This window comes from Faunimonas pinastri, from assembly GCF_900110915.1.
Taxonomy (GTDB): domain Bacteria; phylum Pseudomonadota; class Alphaproteobacteria; order Rhizobiales; family Afifellaceae; genus Faunimonas; species Faunimonas pinastri.
In genome coordinates this window covers 1-21,115 of the sequence record NZ_FOFG01000028.1, presented here as the reverse complement: position 1 = coordinate 21,115, position 21,115 = coordinate 1, and the positions used below count along the sequence as shown (strand labels likewise).

Below are 21,115 nucleotides of genomic sequence, written 5' to 3'. Positions count from 1 at the left end.
CTTCGACGTCTTCATGGAATTCTCCTCGTCCCGATCCCGGGATCATAAGTGGAAAATTCCAGCTCAAAACGGTCCGAATTCCTGGAGGCACGTCACACCTCGACGAGCGGCACCGACTATGCCGGCGCACAAGGGTGGGTGCGGCTTTCCTGGGAGTGAGTTGTGACGACACCCCTCACCGGACCGCTCACCGTTAGCGAGCTCGACACCGATTGCCACTGCTGGCATTGAGCGGCTCCTGCGCTACGAACTCGAGCGTATCGGCTCGGGCAGATTCATCGATGTTCCGCCCGGCTACGTGACGGACGGGGCGCAGCTGCGTGGCCAGGGCATAATGGGCAATATGAATGAGAGGGCTGCTTCCAACCTACCAAGATGGCAAATGTGCCTGTGAGGGGTTCTTAAAGCGGCTCATCGAGAGACGGCTTCTTAAGCCAGTAAATTTCCTCAGCTTTCCCAGGTTAGAATGTCGGTTCGGAGATAATGCGGCGCTAGAGCGCCACCAGAACTGCTCCTGCCGCGATCAGGAGAATTCCCAGCCAGTTAGGTGCGGAAAGCCTTTCCCCTAGAAAAAGAACACCAAAAACAGCGACCATCACAACGCTAAGCTTGTCGATGGGGGCAACTCGGGCGGCGTCTCCAAGCTTCAAGGCTCTGAAGTAACAAAGCCAGGACGCGCCAGTGCCCAAGCCGGACAAAATCAGGAATAGATAGGACCGTCGTGAAATTGAGCCGAGGCTTTGATACTGGCCCGTCATGAGAAGAATTGCCGACAGTGCGACAATGACCACGCAAGTCCGAAGAAAGGTTGCAAAGTCCGAATTGACATTGGCGACGCCAACCTTGGCGAAGATCGCTGTAAGCGCGGCAAAACCAGCCGACAGAAGCGCCCATGTTTGCCAAGCGGTGAGTAGCTGCTTCAAATGTGTCTCCTTCGTCCTTTCCAGGCGGGAGGATGGCCCAAACTGGAAATTCCAGCATCTTGTCCGCGATCGCGCTCTCATTTACCCGGCCTGGAGCCCGGTTCATATGTTCCCAGACGCGGCCGCAGCAGGAAACCACCTACCAGATAGTGTTCTACGCTACCGCTCTTAGGTCCCGTTCGGGCTGATCACCTGCTGCTGGAAGCTGGCTGTAGACCGCGCATACGACGCGGATCGATGGGTCCGACGCGATGTAGGTCTCATCCCGCTCATACTTGGCCGCCAGCTTCTCTAGATCGATCTCCCGCGCGCCGTGCGGTGCGGAAGTTCGTCACCGTGTACCCGCGGTCAATCAGGTCGCCGATCGTGTCGATGATGGTGGAGTGCTGATGCATGGAAGAACCCGTTTTGAGCGGGTTTCTGAACGGAAGAAGAGACCGGCATTTCTGCCGATCTTCTAAGTCCCGGATAATCATGGGAAATTTGGTCGGAGCGAGAGGATTCGAACCTCCGACCCCCTCGTCCCGAACGAGGGAAGCCGACGTCGAAACCCGCAGAACTCCGGGGTTTCTGTGTCGTCCTGTTCACATCTGTTCATGCCGTTTTTCGCTCATTCATTGGCGTAACGTTGGCGGTTGCCGCGTCTGTTCCCGCTCGGTTCGCACGTTCCGAAAGGGCGTTGGCGGAGGCCATGTGGTAGTCCGGATGGTGGTGAGCATAGCGCCGCTGGATGGTCTCCAGGGACATGCCCAGATAGCCTGCGGCCTCAGCCAGCGGGATACCTGCCTGCATCATCCACGTCGCGGCCGTGTGGCGCAGCGTGTGCCGGACGATCTCCTTGGACAGGCCAGCTTTCCGGACAACTGTGGCGAAGCCCTTCTTGCAGTCGGCAGGTTGGCCGCCGAGCTCAACGACGTACCTGGCTCCGCCGTCGCGCCAACCCTTCATCTCCTCCATCAGCGAGTCCGAGAGCTTCACAGGTGGGTATCGCTTGTTGCTGTGGTCGCGCGTGCCCGGCGGGCGCCGATGGAAGACGCCGTTCTCCAGGTCCACCCATGGACGGCCTTCCTCCTTCTCGAAGGAGGCCTCGCAGATCGCCCCGGATCTCGTCCCCGTCTGGACTGCGACGCGGATGAATCGCTCGACGTGGGCAAGCGGCCGACGCGACGTCTCGACCACCTGTCCTGCTCGCGAGCCTCGATACATCCTCTGCTGCTCGACGGTCTCGCGCGCGACGCGACAGAGGGTGGCGACCTCATCGTGCGTCAGCCACTCTTCACGCTCTGGGTTCTCGGCAGGGAGGAAGACCTTGACCGGGTGGTTCAGGAGCTGGTCGTCGACCGCCAGGCGGATCGCTGCTCGGAGATCCTCAAGCTCTCGGCGGGCGCCTGCGGTCGAAGTCAGGCGAGGGGCGTTCCCGGTGCTATCAGGCCGGGAGGAGGCCCATGCCTTCCCGGTTCGTGACCGGACGTACTCGTCGCAGGTGATCGAGGTGATGTCGTCGCAGGTCTTTTCACCCCAGAAGTTCAACAGCTTCACGCTACGCTGGCCCAGCTCATGAGGGCGTGCAACCTTCTCGGACTTCACCGTCAGGTACCGGGCGATCACCTCCGAAACCAGGACGTCTTCTGGATTCCTTCGCTTCAGTCCGCGCTTTAGCTGCTGGATCCCCTTCTCCGCGAGGTACTTCTGGAACGCGCGCTCAGCTCCTCGGCCATCTTCATGGCCGCAACCAGTGCTGATCTGCCGTCCTCCATCGAGGATGACCCAGGCCGTCTCATGGGTGACGCGGCCCTTTGCGTCGGTGCGGGCAGGGCGGAGCCACAGGCGGGCGGGCTTGCGGGGGCGCGGCATCGTTGTCTCCAGGCGGCGATCTCGTTGCGGGTGAGAAACATCAGGCGACCATGCCGCTCCGGGATGAGGTCGCCACGACGGATCGCGCTACGCAGCATGGCCGGGGTGAAGCTTCTGATCTCCGGTAGCAGGCAGGCCTCCTCGATCCGCAGCGGCTCGTCCGGGTGGACGTCCTCAAGCAGGAACGGGGTGGTCTCGACGACCAACTGGTGCATGTGCGATGTCTCAGCCATGAAAAAATGGTTTGGCCAAAACCGAGGCCCGTCAACCCTTCGTCCACATTTTTGATTCGGTTCGGACAAAATAGTTAACGGGCCTCGTGTGACTCAGACCTCCAGAACCATCCCCGGATCGAAGTCGAGGTTTTCAGTCCCGTACCCCCGCGGGTTCGCCACGATGCGCGTTCGGCCGACCTGATAGTCGAACGAGTCGTGCACGTGTCCGTGAACCCAAAGGTCGGGCTGCCCGGCCTCGATCACTTCCGTTAGATCACTCACGTAGGCGGGCGTGAGAGCCGCGTCCGGCCCGGAAGCGAACCGTTCATGGATGGATTCCGGATGGGGCGCGTGATGCGTCACCACGACCGTCGGCCCATCGAACGGCTGCATCAGCTCGCCCGCGATGAAGCCCCGACTGCGGTGATGCAGGAACCGAGCCTCACGGGCCAGGAACCGCAGCCAGGGTCTCTTCTGGAGGGCGATCTGTGAGTGGTCGTTCATTCCGCTCGACGCGATCGCCATAGCCCCCAGAATCGCGCGGTCTCGATCCTCAGGAGGTGCGGTGGACGCCTGAACAGCGTAATCCGTCCAGAGCGTCGCGCCAACGAACCGAACGCCCCGGACCGTCACGGCGCGATCCACCAGCAACTCCAGGCCGGAGAACTCCGCTGCGGCCGCCAGCCCATCCGCCGTTCCCTCGACGATGCTCGAACGGTAGAACTCATGGTTTCCCGGCACGAAGACGACGGGCATCCAGGGGAGAATGTGCTCCGCCAGCCAGCGGACGCTGGTCGAGATCGGTCGCGCGATGTCGCCTGCCGCGATGCAGACGTCCGCCTCCGGGATCGCTGGCGGCAACCAGTCGGCATATTCCGGGAACTCCAGGTGCAGGTCCGACAGAATCCACAGACGCGTCATCTCGAAATCCTCCAGAAGCCTTCCGTTGTGAGAAGCCACCCGGCCGCCATGTCGATCACCCAGCCCCGTGCCGTGCATCCGGGTCCTTCGATCCGAGGGTGACCAGAGATCCGTCCCCGGACGCAGAGCACATCCCTCGACTTAATTCTCCAGGCATCGATGCGGTCCGCGTGATCGGCGCCGACCATGTCTCCCTGCCTCAGTCCGACGAGATCTTCCGCCAGGGCGGACATCATCTCCGCTGCGGCTTCGAGTTCTGATGCGCCGAGGAGATCGGGTTGACCATTGAAGAGCCGGATCACTGCTCGGCATCCGGCGCCGCCTCTCCCAGGCGCATCAGACGGGCTTCGTCATGACACCAGCCACCGCGGCAGTCGTACGAGTAGAGCGGCTGCGAGACGGCCTCTGCACCGCTGGCCAGTGTCCATCGCAGAACTCTCGCTGGGCGTAGAGCCATGTCCCATTGGTCGATGATCGGCGCTTCAGCGAGGAACTCGGGCGTCGGAAGAATGCCCTGACGAAGGGCCTCCAGGTCGCGGATGAGGCCGCGTGTCCGGTACAGGTGGACGGCTAGGATCTCTCGACCGTGCGACGGGATCGCCCCGTTATAGAGACGGATCATCGCGGCTCTCCTTGCCGTCGACCCAGCCGATACCAGCGACTGTAGGTCCGAGCCCATCCAAGGTTCGGAGCCAGCAACCAGAGTTCACTGGTTCGGCTGTCGGTTTCCATGTCGAAACTCGGATGGGCAGAAATCGTACCTCGGAGGCACGATTGGAGTCTGCTGTCCTCGTACCAGTCCTGGATCAACGGAGACGATGCCAGTTCTTCTGCGGTCGGGACCCCGCCATCCGCGATCCGATCTAGATCGTCGGCCAGCCTTCGTAGCCTATCGGCTCTGGAGCGGAGTGTTTCTGCGGCTCTCGTCATGAGTGTCCTCCATCTCTTGGTGCTGCCGGCGGGCCAAGTCTCAGATAGCCAGCCGTGGTCAGCACCCAACCCCGCCTCGGATTGAGTTCGATGATCTCGGCCGTCCGGTGACCGAACAAAGGGTCGGAGCCCGGTGCCTCGATGCGTCCGATCAAGCACTCGGCGTCACGCTGGTGGTAAGACCAGTTGTCGATCATGGGCGCCGCAAGCAGGACGTCAGCCAGCCTGCCCCCGTTGACGAATGTCTCCCGGCTGGTGCCGCGAAGCTCGCCCAGAGCCAGCCGCAACGACAACCAGTCGCGAAAGTCCTCCATGTCGTCGCGGTCGAGATCGCGCCTCATGCTCGCCCCCGTGGGGAACCGACATGGAGGGGCAGGCCAAGCCTGTACCAGCGGGACAGCGTGCGAGCCCAGCCCAAGGTTTCGTCGATCACGACGAGGTCCGACGTGATGTCATCTCGCGCGACAGTCGTCGGCGCCAGCCGCGGGTGATTATAAATGTCCCCGCGGAGGCACGTGACAGGTCGGCTACCGAGGGTCCAGGCCGAGATCAGGGGGGCGGCGGCGAGTTCTTCCTCCGAAGGTCCGTTGCCGTTCGAGAGGTTGAATAGATGACTGCCGAGGCGTTGCGCCCGTTCAATGGCGGAATCGAGTTCGGCGGCGTCGAGCGTGGAAACACGCCCGTCGTAGAAGCGGATCATGATGTAGGTCTCCTGAAAAACACGGGTCACCCGGCATCGGCGCCGGGCGGCTGACGGTCAGCGCTTGTGTTTTCGAAGGCCCGTCATGATCGATCTCCAGTGCCCTTCGTTCGGGGCAGGGCAGGAGAGATGAGCCCGTTTTGTTCTGCAGTCAACAGGCTGTCTACAACTTCTGCGCGATCGCGTCGCGTCACGGTAAATGACGGGCTCTTAAGTCGTCCAAAGCGTCAAACCAGGCTCTTAAGTTGCCCAAAGCGTCAAAGTGCCTGGTGTCCGGATCCGCTAGTTGAGGAGATCTGGGTGCTCGCAGGGGAGGTTTCCGACCACGCTGGCGAACGCACGCGCCTGTCCGTTATCCTTGGCTGAGGCGACGACGCACACTGGACCGGGCGCCAGGCGGGTCACCGTCAGAAGGCTGGCGCCCGGTGAGGAGATCCTGAGGATCAGGGCCGTGGGCCTGCCATCGGCGCCGCTTACCCACTCGGCCTTTGATCCGAAGGGGGTCTGGCCGCCCCGGAAGGCAAGGCCCTCATGACCGTCGACGGAGAAACTCGCAATGTTGCCTTCATCCAGGAACTCGATGCGGTGACCCCCGGGACCGCGGCAGGTCCAGGAGAAACCCTCGGCGTCCGGCGGGGTGCAGGAGGCGGAGTGCTCGGTCAGATCTGTGTACACGGATCCCGCAACGGCCGTGCCGGTCGCCAAGGGGAGGAGGAGGGAGGCCATGGACGAGGCGAGGAGAAGGGGCTTCATCATAACGGGTACCTTGTTTGACATGTCAAACGATCATGAATGCCAAGGGCCCCTCAGTCGAACGGGATCTCGTCATCCTCGTCTGCATAAACCCTGGACTTCATGGAAGCAGGCCGTTTGCTGAAGCCGCGGCCGCGAACCTCGTCTTCATGGTCCAACTCACGCCGACGAGACTCGCGCTCCAACTCCCGGAGTTTTTCTGCTTCCGCCTGAGCTGCGCGTTCGGCTTCCTTCTTCGCAAACCGCTCTGGGCTCTTCCAGCGCTCGTACTCGTCGTTCACCTGACGGTGTGACTTCTCCCCGCGAGGCGCCTGGTCCACCTTACCCGACGCCTGCTCCTGACCGGTGGAGATCTTCTCCCGGCGCTGGGCCAGCTTGGTCTTCTCACCTGAAGCCGACAGGCTGGCTTTGTACCGACGAATTCGTGCGCGGTCGGCCGCCTTCAGAGCATCTGATATCGCCCGCCGGACTTCAGTCGAATGCCATCCAAACGGAGCCGAAAGAGAAGGTCTGGAAAGCTCTTCTTTCGAGAACTCCAAAGCGGCTACATCTGGCCCAGTGCGATCGATCTCCGCCAAGAGGGCCGCACCACGGAAGCCTCGGCTCTTACACTCTTCCGGATCCGTCAGGCAGGTTCCGGTCAGGGCCTCATGCAAGGCCACCTGAAAGGCGTTGACGAGTTTGCCGAGAAGCTCGTTCGTGCGAACGAGCTCCAGTGTCGTATCCGCCGGAAGGATCTGCTGGCGCAATCGCACCCATGTCGACGAAGCGACGCAGTACCGTGGTTCATCCGGTCTAACTACGGTCCTGATGAAGACCTCATTCGCAAGGGTCTGCTTCACGAGACGATTGCTGAGCCTCTTCATGATCTGGTTCTGCACGATCCGCGGATCGGGCGTGCACAGCTCGACCTCGATCCTGATCTTCTCGACCGGAGATCCGCGACCCGTGCCACGGATCGGATCAAGCTCCCGGGCGCGGAAGCGGCGAACTCCCAGGAGGTCCTGGATGGCAGGGGCTACGGCCCGCTCCCGGAACTTCCTGGTATGAAGTCCTTCAGGGCCTACGGGATAGCCCAGACGTTCGGCAAGCTCTTCAGGCGTGAACTCGAAGACGAGCAGGTTGTCATCGCCATAAGTCTTCTTCCACTTCATTCCGAAAGTGAGGGCCGTCAGCAGCCGATAGAGGCGAATGCCGTATTTCGACTGCATGGCCGCCAGCGGCGCCAGCTCCAGGTAAGCGAAGCGCTCCGGCCTGGCCATCATGCGGCGGACCGGGATCGGAAGGTTGTAGTGGAGAAGCTCACGCCCCTCTTGCTCGCCGTCCGGCGCCGTGAGCCAAGCGACCAGGAGGGGCACTTCACCCCATGCCCGACCTTTCGAACCTTGCAGGTCGAAGGAGACGAACGTCTTCGTCAGACGCTTCAGAGACTGCTGGAGGTGTTGCAGGCGGGCGTTTTCGCCGATAAAGGCGAGTGCATCCCGGACCGGAATGACGTGCCGCTCCTGGTCCATCTCCGGGTTCTCAGCGTAGGCGGTCGCCACGAGGAGCTCGTGCAGCGCCAGGTCACCAGCCGTCAGCTTGTCGTCACCGTGAACGTGCACCGTCTCCAGCATCTCGACCGGGCGAGGGGACTGCGGTGCGATGCGCTCCAGTCCGCCTGGCACAGACAGCGCAGCGGAGATGTCGCCTCGGGTGCTCGGCCGGAAGTCCCGTCGGCGCCGTTTGTGAGCCAGGATGGCGGAGAGTCGGTCCTCAGACTTGGACTTCCATGCCTCCTGCCGAACGATCTCCTCATCGCTATAGATGTAGGCTGGGCGCTCTTCGAATGCCCGTTGCCGACGCTGTCTCTCGGCCTCTTCCTTTGCCTCTAGATGATCGATCTCGTCATCCGTCATACCCCGGTTACGAAGGAGACGACGATCAAGATCGTGAAAACTCTGCTGATCGCGAACAAGCGCGTCCAGAGCTTCATCACCCTCGATGTCCTCGATCTCGTCCATTCACCGTCCCCCTGCCTGAACAGGATTGGTCGGCCGACGACATCATGCAAGCCGTCCGTCTCCGCCGACGGATCAATCCGTTCAACTACGGACAGAAAGAAGTTGACCAACCCTTGTGACACATGGGTTCTGAGCGACCATCCGAGAGTGCTAATTCTAAATGAATAGATAGCTCCCCTTCGGGACCTGGATTCCAACCCTTCGCCGCTCCGGATCACCTTTGCCCAGCTTCGGATTCGGACCTTCATCCCTCCGGATTCAGTCTGCCGATCCGTTCAACTACGGACAGAAAGAAGTTGACCAACCCTTGTGGGACAAGGGTTCTTAGCACCCCTCCCAGAGTACTAATTCTAAATGAATAGATGGCTCCCTTCGGGCCACGGATTCCCACGCCTGCGGCGCGGAAGGATTCCAACCCTTCGGCGGAAGATTCACAGGCCTGTCGGCATCCGGATTCAGACCCTTGCTTGCGAGCCGCCAACACTTCGTGAATCGGCACCAGGCTGAAGCCGTCCGCTGCGCGGGCTGAGGGTTTTAGGCAGTGCCGGGAGGTCAGGGCATTGCGCCCCTTACGGGGTGTGGCAGATCTGTGCGCCCCTGACGGGCTGGGGTAAAGCCGTGCGCCCCTGACGGGGCTTAAAGCCAAGGCCGTGCCGTGTCGGCTGCGCCGAGCTTCGCCTTATTCCCAGATCCGGAATCCGCCCTCCCGAAAGGTTCTGAATCCTTCCCCGACAGGATGCACCCGTGGCGTCAGCTTTCGCCGCCGGTCAAGTCAGATGGCACCCGCCCGGGCGCGAAGCGCTACTAAGGCGCGATTTTTATTTTCGGTTTGACATGTCAAACGCATTGTATCACGAAGCGCCGACCATACTCTCGGATCATCGGCCGCAGGGATCGGCCGACAGGGAGGGTGACATGAACGACGAAGCAATGGCCGGGATGTATCAGCATCTCGTTGCGCAGCGAGACAAGACCAGACAGGAGATCCGCAGGCTGCCGCCGGAGGTGCGCCGAGCGTACATGCGCCAGGCAAAGCAGAAGAGCCGCCAGCGTCTCCGTGAGACGTCAGAGCAGGGTCGGGTAGACCTGACAACGGATGACATCCGGTCGGCTCTAGCAGACGCGGCGATAGCCCTCATCGGATCTCGCGACCCCGCCGGGGAGGCCGTGCTGGCGGCAGCGGCGAAGCTTGCCTGGCCAGAGCATCCGGCCGCAACGGCGAACGTTACAGCCAGGATCCGCAAGGGTAAGCTAAAGCCCCGGAGCCTGCCGCAGGCAGAACCCTTCGCCGAGCCGGATGATCGGCGCCGCCTGTCGGCCACGGCAGGAAAGGCCGCCAAGCGCATCGCACGTGCGTGGGGACTCGAAGACGCTCAGGCGGAGGTGCTGTTCGCTGTTCCGGAAGCAACCTGGCGCAGCATCGCCCAGAGCCAGGCCGTGGAGCTTGACCAGGAGAGCCTGATCCGGATCTCCGCTGCTGTCGGCATCTTCAAAGCCCTGCGCACGGTGTTCGCCGACAGCATGGCCGACCGGTGGCCCAGCATCGCAAATAAGAACGCGCTGTTCCGTGACCTGTCTCCGGTGGAGGCGATGATGATCGACGGATTGCCGAAGATGCTGGACACGCGTCGGCACGTCGAAGCCATGGTCCAGGGTCTCTGATCCAACCCGGCGCCTGCCGCTCGGCAAACCGCCTGCACGTTGTCCGTAAATCATCGTAATTTACGGTAAGTTGCGGACAACACACGATAAAGTCGCCGCTCGCCCACATCTGCAAAGACCGTTGACGCCTGAGTTACTCAAGTCTGCGAGCGGCGACACCGTCATTCTGTCAACATTGGAGATCGGCGCAGGGCAGGCTGGACGGCGCTGCTGTCGGCGGACGGCGGCCTGCGGTCGGCGCTTTGTCGCTTGCAGGTCCGGCGCCGATCATCACAGGGTGATGGAGCAGGCCGTCACGGGGTGAGGGGGAGACAGGCATGGCTGGAGGCAGGATCGGGGTGAACCACGCCGAGGCGCAGCGGCGCTACCGTGCCCGGCTCCGGGAGCGCCAGGCGCCCGAGCTCGACAGCGTGGCCCGGGCGGTCCTCCAGGGCGTTCGGCGCCTGCTGGCTGACGGTCAGGTCACCGAAGCTGATGCAGGGGCGCTGCGCACGATCGTGGGTGAGGCGTCCCAGTCGTTGGTGGAGAACGGCTTTGACCGGAAGGAAGCCTCCCGTCGGCTCCTGAGGGCGCTGGCACCGGGTCCGGAAGCTCTCATTGAGCGGGATGCCTTGCCTGAGGTTAGATGACCGGCGGGAAGGTAGTCCCCCCATTACTCCTTGCTTGAGTCTCGTCTGTCCGGAGTTTCACGGAGTGATCGGGGGCGTCGGCGCCGCGCTACCTTTGACCCGTGCATCCGCCATCGGCATCGTTCTCTTCATGGGGCGCGCGGAACGCCTGGGGGTAAATCATGGGGTGGTTCGCTGAGATATTCGGGAGCCGGATGGACAAGATTGCAACCGACTTCCTGGTCGAAGAATAAGCCCATTCCCTTGGGTCCGCCCCAGGACGGCTGATCGCCCCGGATCCCGAAAGACCCACGCTGTACGTCCTGTGCGAACTACCAGGGTCAGGTAAGAGTCCCCGCGCCAGGCGATCCTAACATCGGCCTCTGGTGCCGTCCTGGCGCCTCGGGACGGGATCCGCTCGGCACTGGTCGCTCAGGTGGACGAGTGGGTCGTGTCGAAGGCAATGGCCGTAGCGGAGGTTATGCCGAAGGCTTGGCACGACGTTATCATCGACAGTCCAAACCTCCATGACGGTGACTTCCGCCAGTGGCGCAGGACGGAGATCGAGGTGGGCGCCGTTATCGTCCGGGAACCACGTCGACACCCATGTTGATGAGTGCGTCTGGCGTGATGCTGGGCGACCGGCAACAGTTGGGGAATCCTGGATCAGGTCTGCCGCCGCGGCGCACGCCGAGGCTTTCTCCTGAGCGGCTTGGACGAGTCGAGCGGTTCATCCCCCTCATCAGGGGGAACATCAGGCGCTCGATCCAGGATCGCCAACGCGGCTTTCACATTCGCGTCCGCAACGCGAGCTCGTAGCATTGTTAGATCCCGCCTGTGATCCTTTTCCACGATCTCCTCCCGGGCCATGCTGTGGCTGTTTCCTGATCGAATTGAGGCATATCGTTCGGCGTCAAAGACGCTGTGGTGGGCGGGATGTCAAACGTATCTCATCGGAGCACTGCAAGGCTCAGGTTGCGGCCTCCTAATCGGTCGGATCTGGACTTTATTATCGACCTGTTTTCCAGACCTGAGCTTGTCGTCCATCGTCCAGACCCGACGCCGGACACGTCGGAGGCCAGCAGAGCAAGGTTGATGCGCGACGTCGACCACTGGGACGTTCACGGATTTGGACGATGGGCTGTCGAATCTGACGGCCGTCTGATCGGGTTTGGAGGCCTGACCTTCCCGAAGATCGATCTGCCCGGCTTGAATGTGTCCTATCATCTCGATCCGAGCGCCTGGGGAAGAGGATACGCATCCGAGTTGATCCGTGAGGTTGCCCTTGTGGGATTCGAAGATCTTGACGCGGATCGTCTCATTGGGCTGGTTCGGGCGGCCAATCCGGCGTCGCGGCGGGTACTGGAAAAGGCTGGCTTCCGGACAGAGGGTGAAGTCGTTCTCTACGGCGCTCCGACCGAGCTCATGACCTTGAGGCGGTCACCGACGAAACTGTCTGCTTGATCCCTGGCAGGCTGTCGCCATCGTAATCAAAGTAGCATCTTGCATCTCCGCATCCCTTGGCCCCGCGGGTGCGTTGCTCACCTCGGGCCGCTATTACCTGAGAGGTGGGATAGCGAGATCCATTCTTGCGGCCGCAATGGGTGATGAAGAAGCAGAAACGGCATTTTGGGGCAGGGGGTAGTAGCCGAAGGTAACGGAGCTTTTCGACATAGCTAGCGCCTTCCCGAAGACTTCGCGTTGCCGCTAACGGAAATAAGAGTTGTTGATGAGGCGACGTCCCACTCAGGATCGAGCGAAGGCTTAGCTTTCGGCGGAGATCATGCGCGGGTCCTTTCAGAAACCATTCCAACGCGAGCATCGCTGGCATGAATTCCGATCAGCCGTTGGACGGCAACAAGTTCATCGTCGGAGGTGAGGAGCTTTCCGCTAAAAAGTCCGTAGGCGTCGAGGACTCGTAAAGATCTTTTAACGGTGTCCAACTCCGCTTTCAGGTGAAGTCGGTGCCGTTGTGAGCGACTGAAATTGTCCGGAGTGGGGCGCTGTCGCGTCACGGAAAATGCCTTTAGATCGAATGAACCCCCGTTGCCTCGCTCGTTCTCCGTGTGTCGGCGGATGAAGCCGAGCAGGTTGTTCAACTCGGACGTCGTGATCTGACTGAAATGTCCCTTGTTGATCGCGCGTCTGATGACCTCTGCGATCAGCCGATTTTCCGTGATGCGACGCTGACGATACAAATGTGCCCGCTTGGCATCAGGTTGCGCTTCCAATCGACGTGGCCGCCCTCGGGGGAGTGGCTCGGGCTTCCAGTCGAAGTTTGGAGTTGCCGAGTGATATGCAACCCCTACCAGAGTCTTCAGCAACGCTTCCGCGATCGTCTGCGCAAATGGTGGCGGCACGGACATGCCGATTTGCCGACGGACACTTGAAGGCGTGCCAATGAACCGGAATGTGTCTGGAAAGCCCTGAAGTCGTGCTCTCTCGCGGTTTGTGAGAGGTCGGGGTTCATCGAAGTGGTAGCCCAGCGTACCGCCGCCTCCAGTAGCCACGATCGTGTAAGCGGGGCGATCAGTAGCCATGCGTCGGTAAATGAGAGCGAAGCGTTGCTCCTTCCTATCCTTCAGTCGGAGATGATCAGGGAAACCGTCTTTCGCCTGGGCGATCCAGATGTTCTCCCCCGGCCGAATATGGCTCAAGCGCTCACGGACCAGGTCCGACGTTCGGTAGGGCTCCGCATTTGCGCAACCATCGGGCAAGGGAGCGAGGAGCGCCTCGCCTGCGGTTCTGGGAATGAGCGTCGTCGGAGCGGGCGGAAGGAAGCGAAGGCCGAAATCCCGACGTATGCCGACGAGAACAACCCGGCTCCGCGCTTGGGGGATTCCGTACTGCTCGCAGTTAAAGAGATGCGTTGTAACCTCGTAACCGACACCAGCGCGAGAGAAGTCATGCAGGATCTGCTTAAGGCCTTCGCCATTGTGGGCGGAAAGCAAGGCTGGGACGTTCTCGGCAATGAAAGCTTGGGGCTGTAGGTCCCGAACGAAGCGCAGGGCCTCCAGGTAAAGCGGGCCGAACAATCCCTTCATGCCGTTCCGCTCACCAATTGCTGAGAAGTCGTTGCAGGGGAAGCCGAACAGCAACACGTCTACGGGAGAGACGGACTGGGTGTCGACGGTACGGACATCGCCACAGAGAACGTCAGCGGAGGGATCATCGGTGTGGAGGTTCAGCCTGTAAGTTGCGCAGGCATCCGCGTCAGCGTCGATGCTCCAGGTAGGTGTGAAAGACCATTTCGCCTTGCCATCTCTGGCGCGCGCCCCTGCTACTCCGAGTGACAGTCCACCAGCGCCGCCAAAGATGTCACCAAATTTAAGTTGCACAACCGAAACGCGAAGCGAGGAACAAGGGACTGGTACTCGCAAGCGCGGCTTTGGACAAGTCTCATGATCCAGAGGTTCGAGGTGCCAACACTCATGTGGAAGATGGGACGCACTCAGAAGCGCTTCTGGACGTTAAGCGATACGCGCGTCAGTAGACGATCCCGAGCTTCGACAATGTTGCGTCATCCAGAGACCCTGTCTCTGGGATATCCTGCAACACCTGAAACGCTTTGATCGATTTCCGGAGTTCCGGCGACAGTTGCCCATCCACCTTGCCGCTGTACAGGCTACGCGAGAGCAGCTCCAACTGGACACGCATAACGATGAGCTCAGGCTTCACCGGGCGCTTTCCTTTTACCGTCGGGCTTGCGGATGGATCGCCAGGTGACGTCAGCAGATTGTACGGAGTCGCCGGAATGATCGTCGTTGAGGGGCTTGGCGTGGGGGCAGGCGCAGGGGTCGGAGATGTGAAGGACGGGGCGCTTGGGGTGTACGGAGGCGCAGAGTAACTCGGAGCGGAGTAACTCGGGGCAGTGTAGCCGCCTCCCGAGCCAGAGTAGTGCGAGGCGTGGCTGGCATGGCTACTATGGCTCGAATGCCCCGCGTACAATTCCCCGGCAAGTTGGTGCGGGCGCTCGAAGGTCATCGGCGCCCACTTCGGGCCATTCGGCGGTGGAATCACGTCTTGCGCCGGAGTCCCCGTGGATGCATTGGCGGGCGACCAGACACTGGCAAGAGTGCTGACGGCTGGCATTGTCCAGGTGATGACCCGATCCAGATAGCGTTTCCAATCTTTCATCAAACGGCAACCTCCGTGGGTCGGATGGGGCTGAGATTCCGGCTACGCCAGGTCGCATCGGTTGATTGGAAGAATCCAGCACAGGACCCGCGCACCTCGCATGCTTCGCACTCTGGTGCGTAGTTGTTCTTCCAATCCGAGATGCTCTGTCGGGCGAGAGGCCAAGCCCAACGGTCCAGCGTGCAAAGTGGCATGTTGTAGAGGGAGACGTTCATGCCGCTCTGTTGCAAGCGCTCTGCGGTGTCTTGGACGATCTCCTTGTAGTCGGCTGGATCGACCCAGAGCAGATCTCGATTACCCTTCGCGAAGCCCATGGGTTCCAAGCCCATCAGAGCGACATGGGAGACGAAAGGCATGTTCCGGTAGATGAACTCGCCGAGCTTTTGGAGACGAGGGAGCGTCTGAGCGTGGACTACACACCTGATCTCGATCCGATGTCCCAGCTCACCCAGGTTGTAGATGCCGTCGATCGTCTCTGCGAATGCGCCTGGCGCCTGGACGACGTAGTCGTGGAGGGCCGCCACATCAGCGTAGAGGGGAACTCCCCAAGTTACCCGACCTGACACATTCCCGAACTGCGCAGCGTAGTCACTGTCCTGAAAGGTTCGCCCATTCGTCAGGACGTGAAAGCGTGTCGACGGCAGATCTGTGGAGGCGGCAGAGAGGATCTCGCATAGCCCGCTCCCGAGCAACGTCGGCTCGCCCCCCGTGAAGCCGAGAAACTGAAGATCGCGATCGATGAGGGGTAAAAGGTCGAGGATCTCGCGGACGCGCCAAGTGTCGTCGATCTCCCGAGGCGGCTGGCTACACATCAGGCAACGGCTGTTGCAACGCTCCGTGGTGAAGACGGCATTGGCGTTTGCTGCCCGCCTGAACAGGACGTTGATCTGTCCATTGTCTCGGACCCGGATCACATCGCCGGGGGCGATCACAGCAGGGTTGCGAACTGCATAGAGGCTAGGGAGAGGAGCGTTGCCCGGATCGATCATCAACAGGACGGCAGCAACGCCGAGGGAGGCGAGGGCGGTCAGATCTACCAGATCGGCGTTCTCGCGCAGGTCGATGAGCGTTCGATCCAGTGGGTACTGCCCTTCGAGCATCTCTCCCAGCGAAAGAACCTTCAGAGGCAACGATGGTAGATTGCCTGTAGCTTCGCACCGGGTGTGAAGAGGAAGAGCCATGTCAGGCCGCCAGCCTTAATGGGGCAGAGCGGTGTACCCACGTCGTGAATGTCTGCAACACCTCGGGTCGCGCTTCGGCTAGGTGAGCGAACAGGATGTTGAAGAGACCTATGTGGCGCTGACAGTGCTCGCTATTGGCCCGGTGGCCGACTGGATCTCCGCTTCGCGAGATTGAGCCAGCGGGATCGGGGCCGCAGAACGGCACGAACGCGCAGTCGCTACAACCAGGTAGGGCCTCGGCAAGGCCCGTAGCAGCGAGCATCCGCATCGTGTCGGAGGACATCAGCTCGCGGTAGGATTGTTGCACTGATCCAAGTCGCAGACTGTCGTTCCCCATCTCGTGCAGCATGCGACCTTCGTCGGAGGCATACACCGAGCCGTCGTAGTTGTAGACGAGGGTGCCAAAGCCTGCCCCGACGGGCGACCGCAGATCTGAATAGGTCGTGGGGAAAGGGGTTAGGATGCTTCGCAGCAGAGTTGCGGCGTAGGCTTCCTCCAGCTGAATGCCTGACCGATTAAGCTCCAGAATGTAGCGCAGACCTCGTTCGTAGAAGGCGAGGTACTCTTCCGTCGGATAGGCGAGCTTGCGGGCGGAGCGAACGGCGAAGCCGAATGGGCTGAGAGGCCGCAGAAAGATGGAGCGGAACCCAAGGCGCACATACTCGTCGATGATCGGCTCGGGCGCCTGCAGGCTTCTTCTCGTCAACGTCGTCAAAGCAGACAAACGTTCGGTTCCCAAGACTGCTTTCGCGCGCTCGATCGCCTGACGCGTGCGCTGATAGCTACTTGCGCCCGGAAGCGGACGATTGTTGTCATGCACGTCCGAAGGACCGTCCAGAGAGGTCGAGACCTGGAAATCGTGGTCCCGCAGAAAACCGAGGATCTCGTCGGAGGCATGGTGCAGCGTGGTGGTCATTGTGAAGGTCACCCGCTTCCCTTCGAGTGCCGCCCGATCCTCGATGAGGCGGGTGAGCAGCTGGATCATGGGGAAGGCGAGAAGAGGCTCTCCTCCCTGAAACTCCACTGTCAGGTGCGGCGCAGGGGCCTCGAACAAGCGATCGACCGCAAGGTGCGCCGTCTGTTCGGACATGTCGAAGCGGCTGAGGTCCGCACTTCGCCTTGATACCTGGCAGTAATGACATCCGTGATCGCAACGAAGAGTGACCACAAAGATATGGAGCGCTGGACCGCCTTTGAGAAAACTCTTCCGGGTGCGGAGCTTGGCGCCAGACAGGCGAACGGCCGTATGAGGATCGCCTGCTACCAGAAAATGCTTTGCTTCAAGATCGCTGTAGGACGGATCGCCTCGGGCAAGATCCATGTCAACGAAGCTCTGGAAGGTACCCTCCTGCAGGAAGAGGTGCTCTCCTGCATCTGAGGTGAGCAAAACTTCCCCTGGGCGCCTTGGGATCCGAATGAACCGAAAAGGAAGCAGGCGATATGTCCCTTCCGAAGTGAAAGCGCTTGGAGAAGAGAAGGGCAGATTCATCGAGAGGGCGAGCCCAGTTCGGCGAACGCGGTTCGCCAGATCTGGTCCCGAAGCTCGCGTGTTTGCTCCTCAATCTGGACCCGGAGAGCGAAATCGATCAGGGCCGACTTCAAGCGGGATACGATCTCGTCATCGGCGAGGGACGACCCTCTCGGTACTACCTCGACGACTGTGGCCTTCCCAGGATCGCCGACCAGCTGGAACGAAGCAATGTCATCAAGACTGTAACAAGCGCGCAGGACGGCGTCGCGGGGATAGATCGTTAAGTCGACCTCAACCATGATGGAGCCAACTCGGGGGTATTTTTCTCTGTGAGCGACACTAATTGGCTGAAGCATCCGTTTAACTTTCACACCCCGTCCACGGCTTGGATGCTCACGCTAAGCACAACCTGAAGACGACTCAAGGCAAAGTACTTGGGATATTTCTTCCTGGTTCTTGGCCGCTTCGCGGCTCCATAGGAGCTTTGTTGGTGGAGGTAGTCCGCTTCGGGCCCAACTCAGCCGTTCAGCCTGGTTCGACGCGATCCCGAAACCTGCCATTCGTTTACCCAGCTTTGAGCGGCGCCCGGGACGACCAATGTCGGGGACGAAGCCGTCGTTCACGGCTCGCCACTTGAATGACGGCTTCCGACGACAGCAGACGCTTCAGCCTTGTACGGACGCCACCGTCGATTGACTGAGGTTGGGCCGTTTGCCAACATTGTGCTTTCGGGTGGCAAAGTGTGCGAAGCAGACGTTCGTTCAGGACGCATGCGGAGGCCCGTCGGCTGCTGACAACGATCCGATCGAGGCATGAACTACGGCCATGGGGATCATAACGAACATAAACTCGTTGCAGGGAATGGGGATCTACGCCGACCGCGGAGCGCGTTCTCCGTCCCTTCAGTTCCGCCGCTACAACCTGGTCTACGGCTTCAACGGGTCGGGGAAGAGCACGCTTTCCCGGCTGTTCGCCAGCCTAGAGGCTGGCGAACCACACCCGAAGCTCCCCGCCGGCGGCACGTTCGAGATGGCGCTGGACGACGGCGCAACGTTCGGTTGCCCGTCCAACCCCGTTGGGATCGAGCAGCGGCTACTGGTGTTCAACTCGGACTACGTCGAGCAGAACCTGCAATGGGCCGCGGGACGGGCGAACCCGGTCTTCTACATTGGCGCCGATCAGGCTGAGGCCGCCAGCGAGCTTAGCAGGATCGAAGGAGAGATCGTCCAAGCGGAGGCGCGGAAGGCGGCCACCGCCGCGACCGAGAAGGCCGCCGAGAAGACCTTCGCCAACTACAAGAGGGAGCGCGCGAAGTTGGTCGCGTCCCGCCTCCATCTCGGCAGCCGCAAGTACGAAGCGCCGGCGCTGGCCAAAGACTACGATACCTGGAAGGACGACGGCGGCCTCGGCCTCACGGACGACCAGCTGAAGGCGGCCGAGGAAGTTCGCAGGCTGGATGAACCGATGCCGCGCCTTCAGCCTGTGTCATTCGACAAGGCCACCATAGAGACGGCCTACCGCTTCATCGCCGACGTCTGCGGCCAATCGTTGGCGACGGTGGCGCTCGACGAGGTGCAGAGGCATCCCGACATGCTGCTTTGGCTGAAGCACGGGCACGAATACCACGAAGCCCACGCGATCGCCGACTGCCTGCTCTGCGGCAACGCCATCACCGCCGAGCGCCGCGTGCTTCTCGCCGCCGCCCTGGACGACAGCGTCGACCAATTCGTCGCGCGGCTGAACAAGACCGCCGAGCGGCTCAGCGGCCTGATCGAATCATCGACGCAGATGGGGTCTCGGGGTCCTACCATGGAGGATCTATCGACGGAGCTGCGGGGCGGCTTCAGGGACGTGCGGGAGAACCTGTCCAGGGACGCGCAACTGCTAGGCAGGCAACTCGGCACGTTGCAAGCGGTCCTCTCCGCGAAACTGGAGCGCCCGGCGACACCCGCAGACATGAAGGACGTTGCCGCGGAGGCCGACGTGGTCGCCACCGCGGAGCGCCTCGCGGAAAGCGTCATGACCGTCAACGAGGCGATCTCGGCACACAACCAGGCCGTCACCGACTTCGAAATGAACAAGGCGGCCGCCGAGACCTCCATCCGGCGCCACTTTATCGTCGACTGCCGCGACGAATACGCGAAAGCGGCCGGGGACCTCGATGATGCGACGGGCAAGCTGAAGGTCGAGACCGACAGCGTGGCTACGCTACGGGAGAGGGCGCGCGAGCTACGCCAGCGGATCCGAACCCACGGTCCCGCCGCCGGCGTGATCAACAAGCTCATCGCCGCCTACCTCGGCCACGGCGAAATGACCATCAACCCCGTCGACGAGGGCTACGAACTCCAGCGGCACGGGACACCGATCACGGGCGTACCGAGCGAGGGCGAGAAGACCGCAATCGCGATCTCATACTTCTTGTCGTCAATCGAAGCGGACAACCGGAAGCTGAAGGACGTCATCGTGGTCGTCGATGATCCGGTTTCGAGCCTGGACACGAAGGCGCTGAACTTCGCCTGCTCCCTCGTGAGGACTAGGCTCGAAAATGCCGCACAGGTCTTCATCCTCACCCACAACCTCCAGTGCATGAACGAGTTCAGAAAAGCCTGGAAGGGCAAGGCCAGACCCCCGACAGGCAAGGACCCGACAGCGACGTTTCTCTACATTGACGTGACCGTCCCGGAGGGACAGCCCCGCCGCTCCTCCAAGATCATCGAGATGTCGAAGCTGCTTCGCGAGTATGATTCGGAATATCACTTCCTCTTCAGCCACGTGCTGCGGTTCGTCCAGCGGCCCGACGCATACGACGACCACGGCTACATGATGCCCAACGTGATCCGACGGGTGCTCGACGTGTTCCTGGCGTTCAAGAGCCCGGGGGGCGGCGGCCTGCCTGGGCAGCTCGACAAGTTGTGCTCGGACTACCCGGGCCTCGACAGGGAGCAGTTGGCGGCCCTCGAAAGGCTAGCCCAGGTCGAATCCCACTCGGACAACTTGGACGACCTATTGTCCTTCTCGACCATGACGCTCGAAGAGACGCGAGGGGCGGCCGCCGTGCTGTTCGCCATGATGGAACACGTCGACGGGAACCACATCAAGCGCCTCAAGGGCCTTTGCCAATGAGGCGTTCGTCTCATAGCTTTCGCGATTGCGTCGGAAAGCGTACGAACGCGGATGTTCCATCGTGTTGTCCGTGCAACGCACGTGCGACATGATGCGTGCATAGCAACGCGGGAAAGCGGCCGCGCCGCTTTCAGCCAGTTGTACCCGCGGACCCGATCTCAACGGACGGCGGCTTTCAGGAGCGAAGACCGATCCCGCAAACGACCGGGATTGACGAGCATGGATCGAAGAATCATGCCCGACCGTACTGCGCCTCCAAGTACAATGGGAGTGTCGGAAGCTAGCCCTTCACGGCACTGTTTTGGTCCACTTCGAAGAGCTCGAACGTCGTAGTACCCGTAGTCCAGTCGTAGAGGATGAAGAGATAAAGATCGCCTGGCTCTGAGGCTAAGAACCCTTGAGCTTGGCTTTTACAGTTTGCAAGATGAATGCGCGCGAGCTCGCCGTTGGGGCTGACCTGCCCCTGAGTTTTCATCCAGCGGCGACCTGAGTCCTGGCGTTTGTTACGCTTCTCAGCGCGGTGTGAGCAACAGGCCGTGCCGCGCAGCTTTCAAGTCGCGCAGCGGGTCGGCCTGTTGCGGTCAGGCTCGCGGCATAGGCCGCAGGGGTGAGGTAGCCGATCGAGGAGTGCGGA

Annotated in this window: 18 protein-coding genes, 1 tRNA gene and 1 pseudogene; 4 read left to right on the top strand and 16 right to left on the bottom strand. The window is 61.3% G+C overall.

Annotated elements, in window-relative coordinates; all coding sequences use genetic code 11:
- Nucleotides 1–491: 491 nt before the first annotated feature.
- The 10 genes from BMY25_RS19840 to BMY25_RS19805 all read right to left on the bottom strand — a co-directional run bounded on the left by BMY25_RS19840 (nucleotide 492) and on the right by BMY25_RS19805 (nucleotide 8,299).
- Nucleotides 492–923, bottom strand: a complete 432-nt coding sequence (locus tag BMY25_RS19840) for an EamA family transporter (RefSeq protein WP_092499937.1) — start codon at nucleotides 921–923, stop codon at nucleotides 492–494.
- 484 nt (nucleotides 924–1,407) lie between these two features.
- Nucleotides 1,408–1,487: transfer RNA gene (locus tag BMY25_RS20975), tRNA-OTHER, on the bottom strand.
- A 30-nt stretch (nucleotides 1,488–1,517) separates the two neighbouring features.
- Nucleotides 1,518–2,777 (bottom strand): tyrosine-type recombinase/integrase, encoded by a 1,260-nt coding sequence (locus BMY25_RS19835; RefSeq protein WP_092499935.1) that lies wholly within the window; start codon nucleotides 2,775–2,777, stop codon nucleotides 1,518–1,520.
- Nucleotides 2,778–3,103: 326 nt separating this feature from the next.
- Complete coding sequence (locus tag BMY25_RS19830) at nucleotides 3,104–3,991, bottom strand: metallophosphoesterase (RefSeq protein ID WP_238858444.1); 888 nt, start codon at nucleotides 3,989–3,991, stop codon at nucleotides 3,104–3,106.
- A gap of 220 nt (nucleotides 3,992–4,211) precedes the next feature.
- Nucleotides 4,212–4,535, bottom strand: coding sequence for a hypothetical protein (locus BMY25_RS19825; RefSeq protein ID WP_092499933.1), 324 nt, complete (start codon nucleotides 4,533–4,535; stop codon nucleotides 4,212–4,214).
- The gene (locus BMY25_RS21495; RefSeq protein WP_428976991.1) at nucleotides 4,532–4,843 is read right to left on the bottom strand and encodes a DUF6634 family protein; all 312 of its coding nucleotides are present in this window, start codon (nucleotides 4,841–4,843) and stop codon (nucleotides 4,532–4,534) included. Before BMY25_RS21495 ends, BMY25_RS19825 begins: the two co-directional genes overlap by 4 nt.
- Entirely contained in the window at nucleotides 4,840–5,184 is a 345-nt protein-coding gene (locus BMY25_RS19820; protein ID WP_092499931.1) for a hypothetical protein, read from the bottom strand. Before BMY25_RS19820 ends, BMY25_RS21495 begins: the two co-directional genes overlap by 4 nt.
- Nucleotides 5,181–5,543 (bottom strand): DUF6634 family protein, encoded by a 363-nt coding sequence (locus BMY25_RS19815; RefSeq protein WP_143062069.1) that lies wholly within the window; start codon nucleotides 5,541–5,543, stop codon nucleotides 5,181–5,183. Before BMY25_RS19815 ends, BMY25_RS19820 begins: the two co-directional genes overlap by 4 nt.
- Nucleotides 5,544–5,825: 282 nt before the next feature.
- Nucleotides 5,826–6,299, bottom strand: a complete 474-nt coding sequence (locus BMY25_RS19810; RefSeq protein ID WP_092499927.1) for a hypothetical protein — start codon at nucleotides 6,297–6,299, stop codon at nucleotides 5,826–5,828.
- Between the two features lie 50 nt (nucleotides 6,300–6,349).
- A complete protein-coding gene (locus BMY25_RS19805; protein WP_092499925.1) occupies nucleotides 6,350–8,299 on the bottom strand; it encodes a replication initiation protein in 1,950 nt (649 codons plus the stop codon).
- Between the two features lie 915 nt (nucleotides 8,300–9,214).
- On the opposite strand from BMY25_RS19805, the gene BMY25_RS19800 reads away from it, so the two are divergent.
- The 3 genes from BMY25_RS19800 (at nucleotide 9,215) to BMY25_RS19790 (ending at nucleotide 12,033) form a co-directional block, all read left to right on the top strand.
- Nucleotides 9,215–9,961 (top strand): antitoxin Xre-like helix-turn-helix domain-containing protein, encoded by a 747-nt coding sequence (locus tag BMY25_RS19800; RefSeq protein ID WP_143062068.1) that lies wholly within the window; start codon nucleotides 9,215–9,217, stop codon nucleotides 9,959–9,961.
- 317 nt (nucleotides 9,962–10,278) lie between these two features.
- On the top strand, nucleotides 10,279–10,590 hold the full coding sequence (locus BMY25_RS19795) for a hypothetical protein (protein WP_092499921.1): 312 nt from the start codon (nucleotides 10,279–10,281) through the stop codon (nucleotides 10,588–10,590).
- Nucleotides 10,591–11,505: 915 nt separating this feature from the next.
- On the top strand, nucleotides 11,506–12,033 hold the full coding sequence (locus BMY25_RS19790) for a GNAT family N-acetyltransferase (RefSeq protein ID WP_092499919.1): 528 nt from the start codon (nucleotides 11,506–11,508) through the stop codon (nucleotides 12,031–12,033).
- Nucleotides 12,034–12,350: 317 nt separating this feature from the next.
- Here the strand turns inward: BMY25_RS19790 and BMY25_RS19785 are convergent, their stop codons facing one another.
- The 5 genes from BMY25_RS19785 to hxsD form a co-directional block, all read right to left on the bottom strand.
- Nucleotides 12,351–13,907: a DNA cytosine methyltransferase gene (locus BMY25_RS19785; RefSeq protein ID WP_177176964.1), complete on the bottom strand. Its 1,557-nt coding sequence runs from the start codon at nucleotides 13,905–13,907 to the stop codon at nucleotides 12,351–12,353.
- A gap of 148 nt (nucleotides 13,908–14,055) precedes the next feature.
- Complete coding sequence (gene hxsA / locus BMY25_RS19780) at nucleotides 14,056–14,661, bottom strand: His-Xaa-Ser repeat protein HxsA (protein ID WP_238858445.1); 606 nt, start codon at nucleotides 14,659–14,661, stop codon at nucleotides 14,056–14,058.
- A 44-nt stretch (nucleotides 14,662–14,705) separates the two neighbouring features.
- Nucleotides 14,706–15,806, bottom strand: a complete 1,101-nt coding sequence (gene hxsC, locus BMY25_RS19775; RefSeq protein WP_238858443.1) for a His-Xaa-Ser system radical SAM maturase HxsC — start codon at nucleotides 15,804–15,806, stop codon at nucleotides 14,706–14,708.
- A gap of 82 nt (nucleotides 15,807–15,888) precedes the next feature.
- Entirely contained in the window at nucleotides 15,889–17,376 is a 1,488-nt protein-coding gene (gene hxsB / locus BMY25_RS19770; RefSeq protein WP_092499911.1) for a His-Xaa-Ser system radical SAM maturase HxsB, read from the bottom strand.
- Nucleotides 17,373–17,657 (bottom strand): His-Xaa-Ser system protein HxsD, encoded by a 285-nt coding sequence (hxsD, locus tag BMY25_RS19765; protein ID WP_177176963.1) that lies wholly within the window; start codon nucleotides 17,655–17,657, stop codon nucleotides 17,373–17,375. Before hxsD ends, hxsB begins: the two co-directional genes overlap by 4 nt.
- A 526-nt stretch (nucleotides 17,658–18,183) precedes the next feature.
- Here hxsD and BMY25_RS19760 point away from each other — a divergent pair.
- Complete coding sequence (locus BMY25_RS19760) at nucleotides 18,184–20,481, top strand: AAA family ATPase (RefSeq protein ID WP_092499907.1); 2,298 nt, start codon at nucleotides 18,184–18,186, stop codon at nucleotides 20,479–20,481.
- A gap of 471 nt (nucleotides 20,482–20,952) precedes the next feature.
- Here the strand turns inward: BMY25_RS19760 and BMY25_RS20625 are convergent.
- Nucleotides 20,953–21,115 (bottom strand): annotated as a pseudogene (locus tag BMY25_RS20625) (IS3 family transposase); the annotation flags it as partial.

Excerpts from the sequence above, each read along its gene's own strand:
- BMY25_RS19795 (WP_092499921.1), top strand. The coding sequence starts at position 10,279 with ATGGCTGGAGGCAGGATCGGGGTGAACCACGCCGAGGCGCAGCGGCGC.
- BMY25_RS19790 (WP_092499919.1), top strand. The coding sequence starts at position 11,506 with ATGTCAAACGTATCTCATCGGAGCACTGCAAGGCTCAGGTTGCGGCCT.
- BMY25_RS19815 (WP_143062069.1), bottom strand. The coding sequence starts at position 5,543 with ATGATCCGCTTCTACGACGGGCGTGTTTCCACGCTCGACGCCGCCGAA.
- BMY25_RS19810 (WP_092499927.1), bottom strand. The coding sequence starts at position 6,299 with ATGATGAAGCCCCTTCTCCTCGCCTCGTCCATGGCCTCCCTCCTCCTC.
- BMY25_RS21495 (WP_428976991.1), bottom strand. The coding sequence starts at position 4,843 with ATGACGAGAGCCGCAGAAACACTCCGCTCCAGAGCCGATAGGCTACGA.
- hxsB (WP_092499911.1), bottom strand. The coding sequence starts at position 17,376 with ATGAATCTGCCCTTCTCTTCTCCAAGCGCTTTCACTTCGGAAGGGACA.
- BMY25_RS19835 (WP_092499935.1), bottom strand. The coding sequence starts at position 2,777 with ATGCCGCGCCCCCGCAAGCCCGCCCGCCTGTGGCTCCGCCCTGCCCGC.
- hxsD (WP_177176963.1), bottom strand. The coding sequence starts at position 17,657 with ATGGTTGAGGTCGACTTAACGATCTATCCCCGCGACGCCGTCCTGCGC.
- BMY25_RS19820 (WP_092499931.1), bottom strand. The coding sequence starts at position 5,184 with ATGAGGCGCGATCTCGACCGCGACGACATGGAGGACTTTCGCGACTGG.
- BMY25_RS19800 (WP_143062068.1), top strand. The coding sequence starts at position 9,215 with ATGAACGACGAAGCAATGGCCGGGATGTATCAGCATCTCGTTGCGCAG.
- BMY25_RS19760 (WP_092499907.1), top strand. The coding sequence starts at position 18,184 with ATGGGGATCATAACGAACATAAACTCGTTGCAGGGAATGGGGATCTAC.
- BMY25_RS19825 (WP_092499933.1), bottom strand. The coding sequence starts at position 4,535 with ATGATCCGTCTCTATAACGGGGCGATCCCGTCGCACGGTCGAGAGATC.
- BMY25_RS19830 (WP_238858444.1), bottom strand. The coding sequence starts at position 3,991 with ATGCACGGCACGGGGCTGGGTGATCGACATGGCGGCCGGGTGGCTTCT.
- hxsA (WP_238858445.1), bottom strand. The coding sequence starts at position 14,661 with ATGCCAGCCGTCAGCACTCTTGCCAGTGTCTGGTCGCCCGCCAATGCA.
- BMY25_RS19805 (WP_092499925.1), bottom strand. The coding sequence starts at position 8,299 with ATGGACGAGATCGAGGACATCGAGGGTGATGAAGCTCTGGACGCGCTT.
- hxsC (WP_238858443.1), bottom strand. The coding sequence starts at position 15,806 with ATGCTCGAAGGGCAGTACCCACTGGATCGAACGCTCATCGACCTGCGC.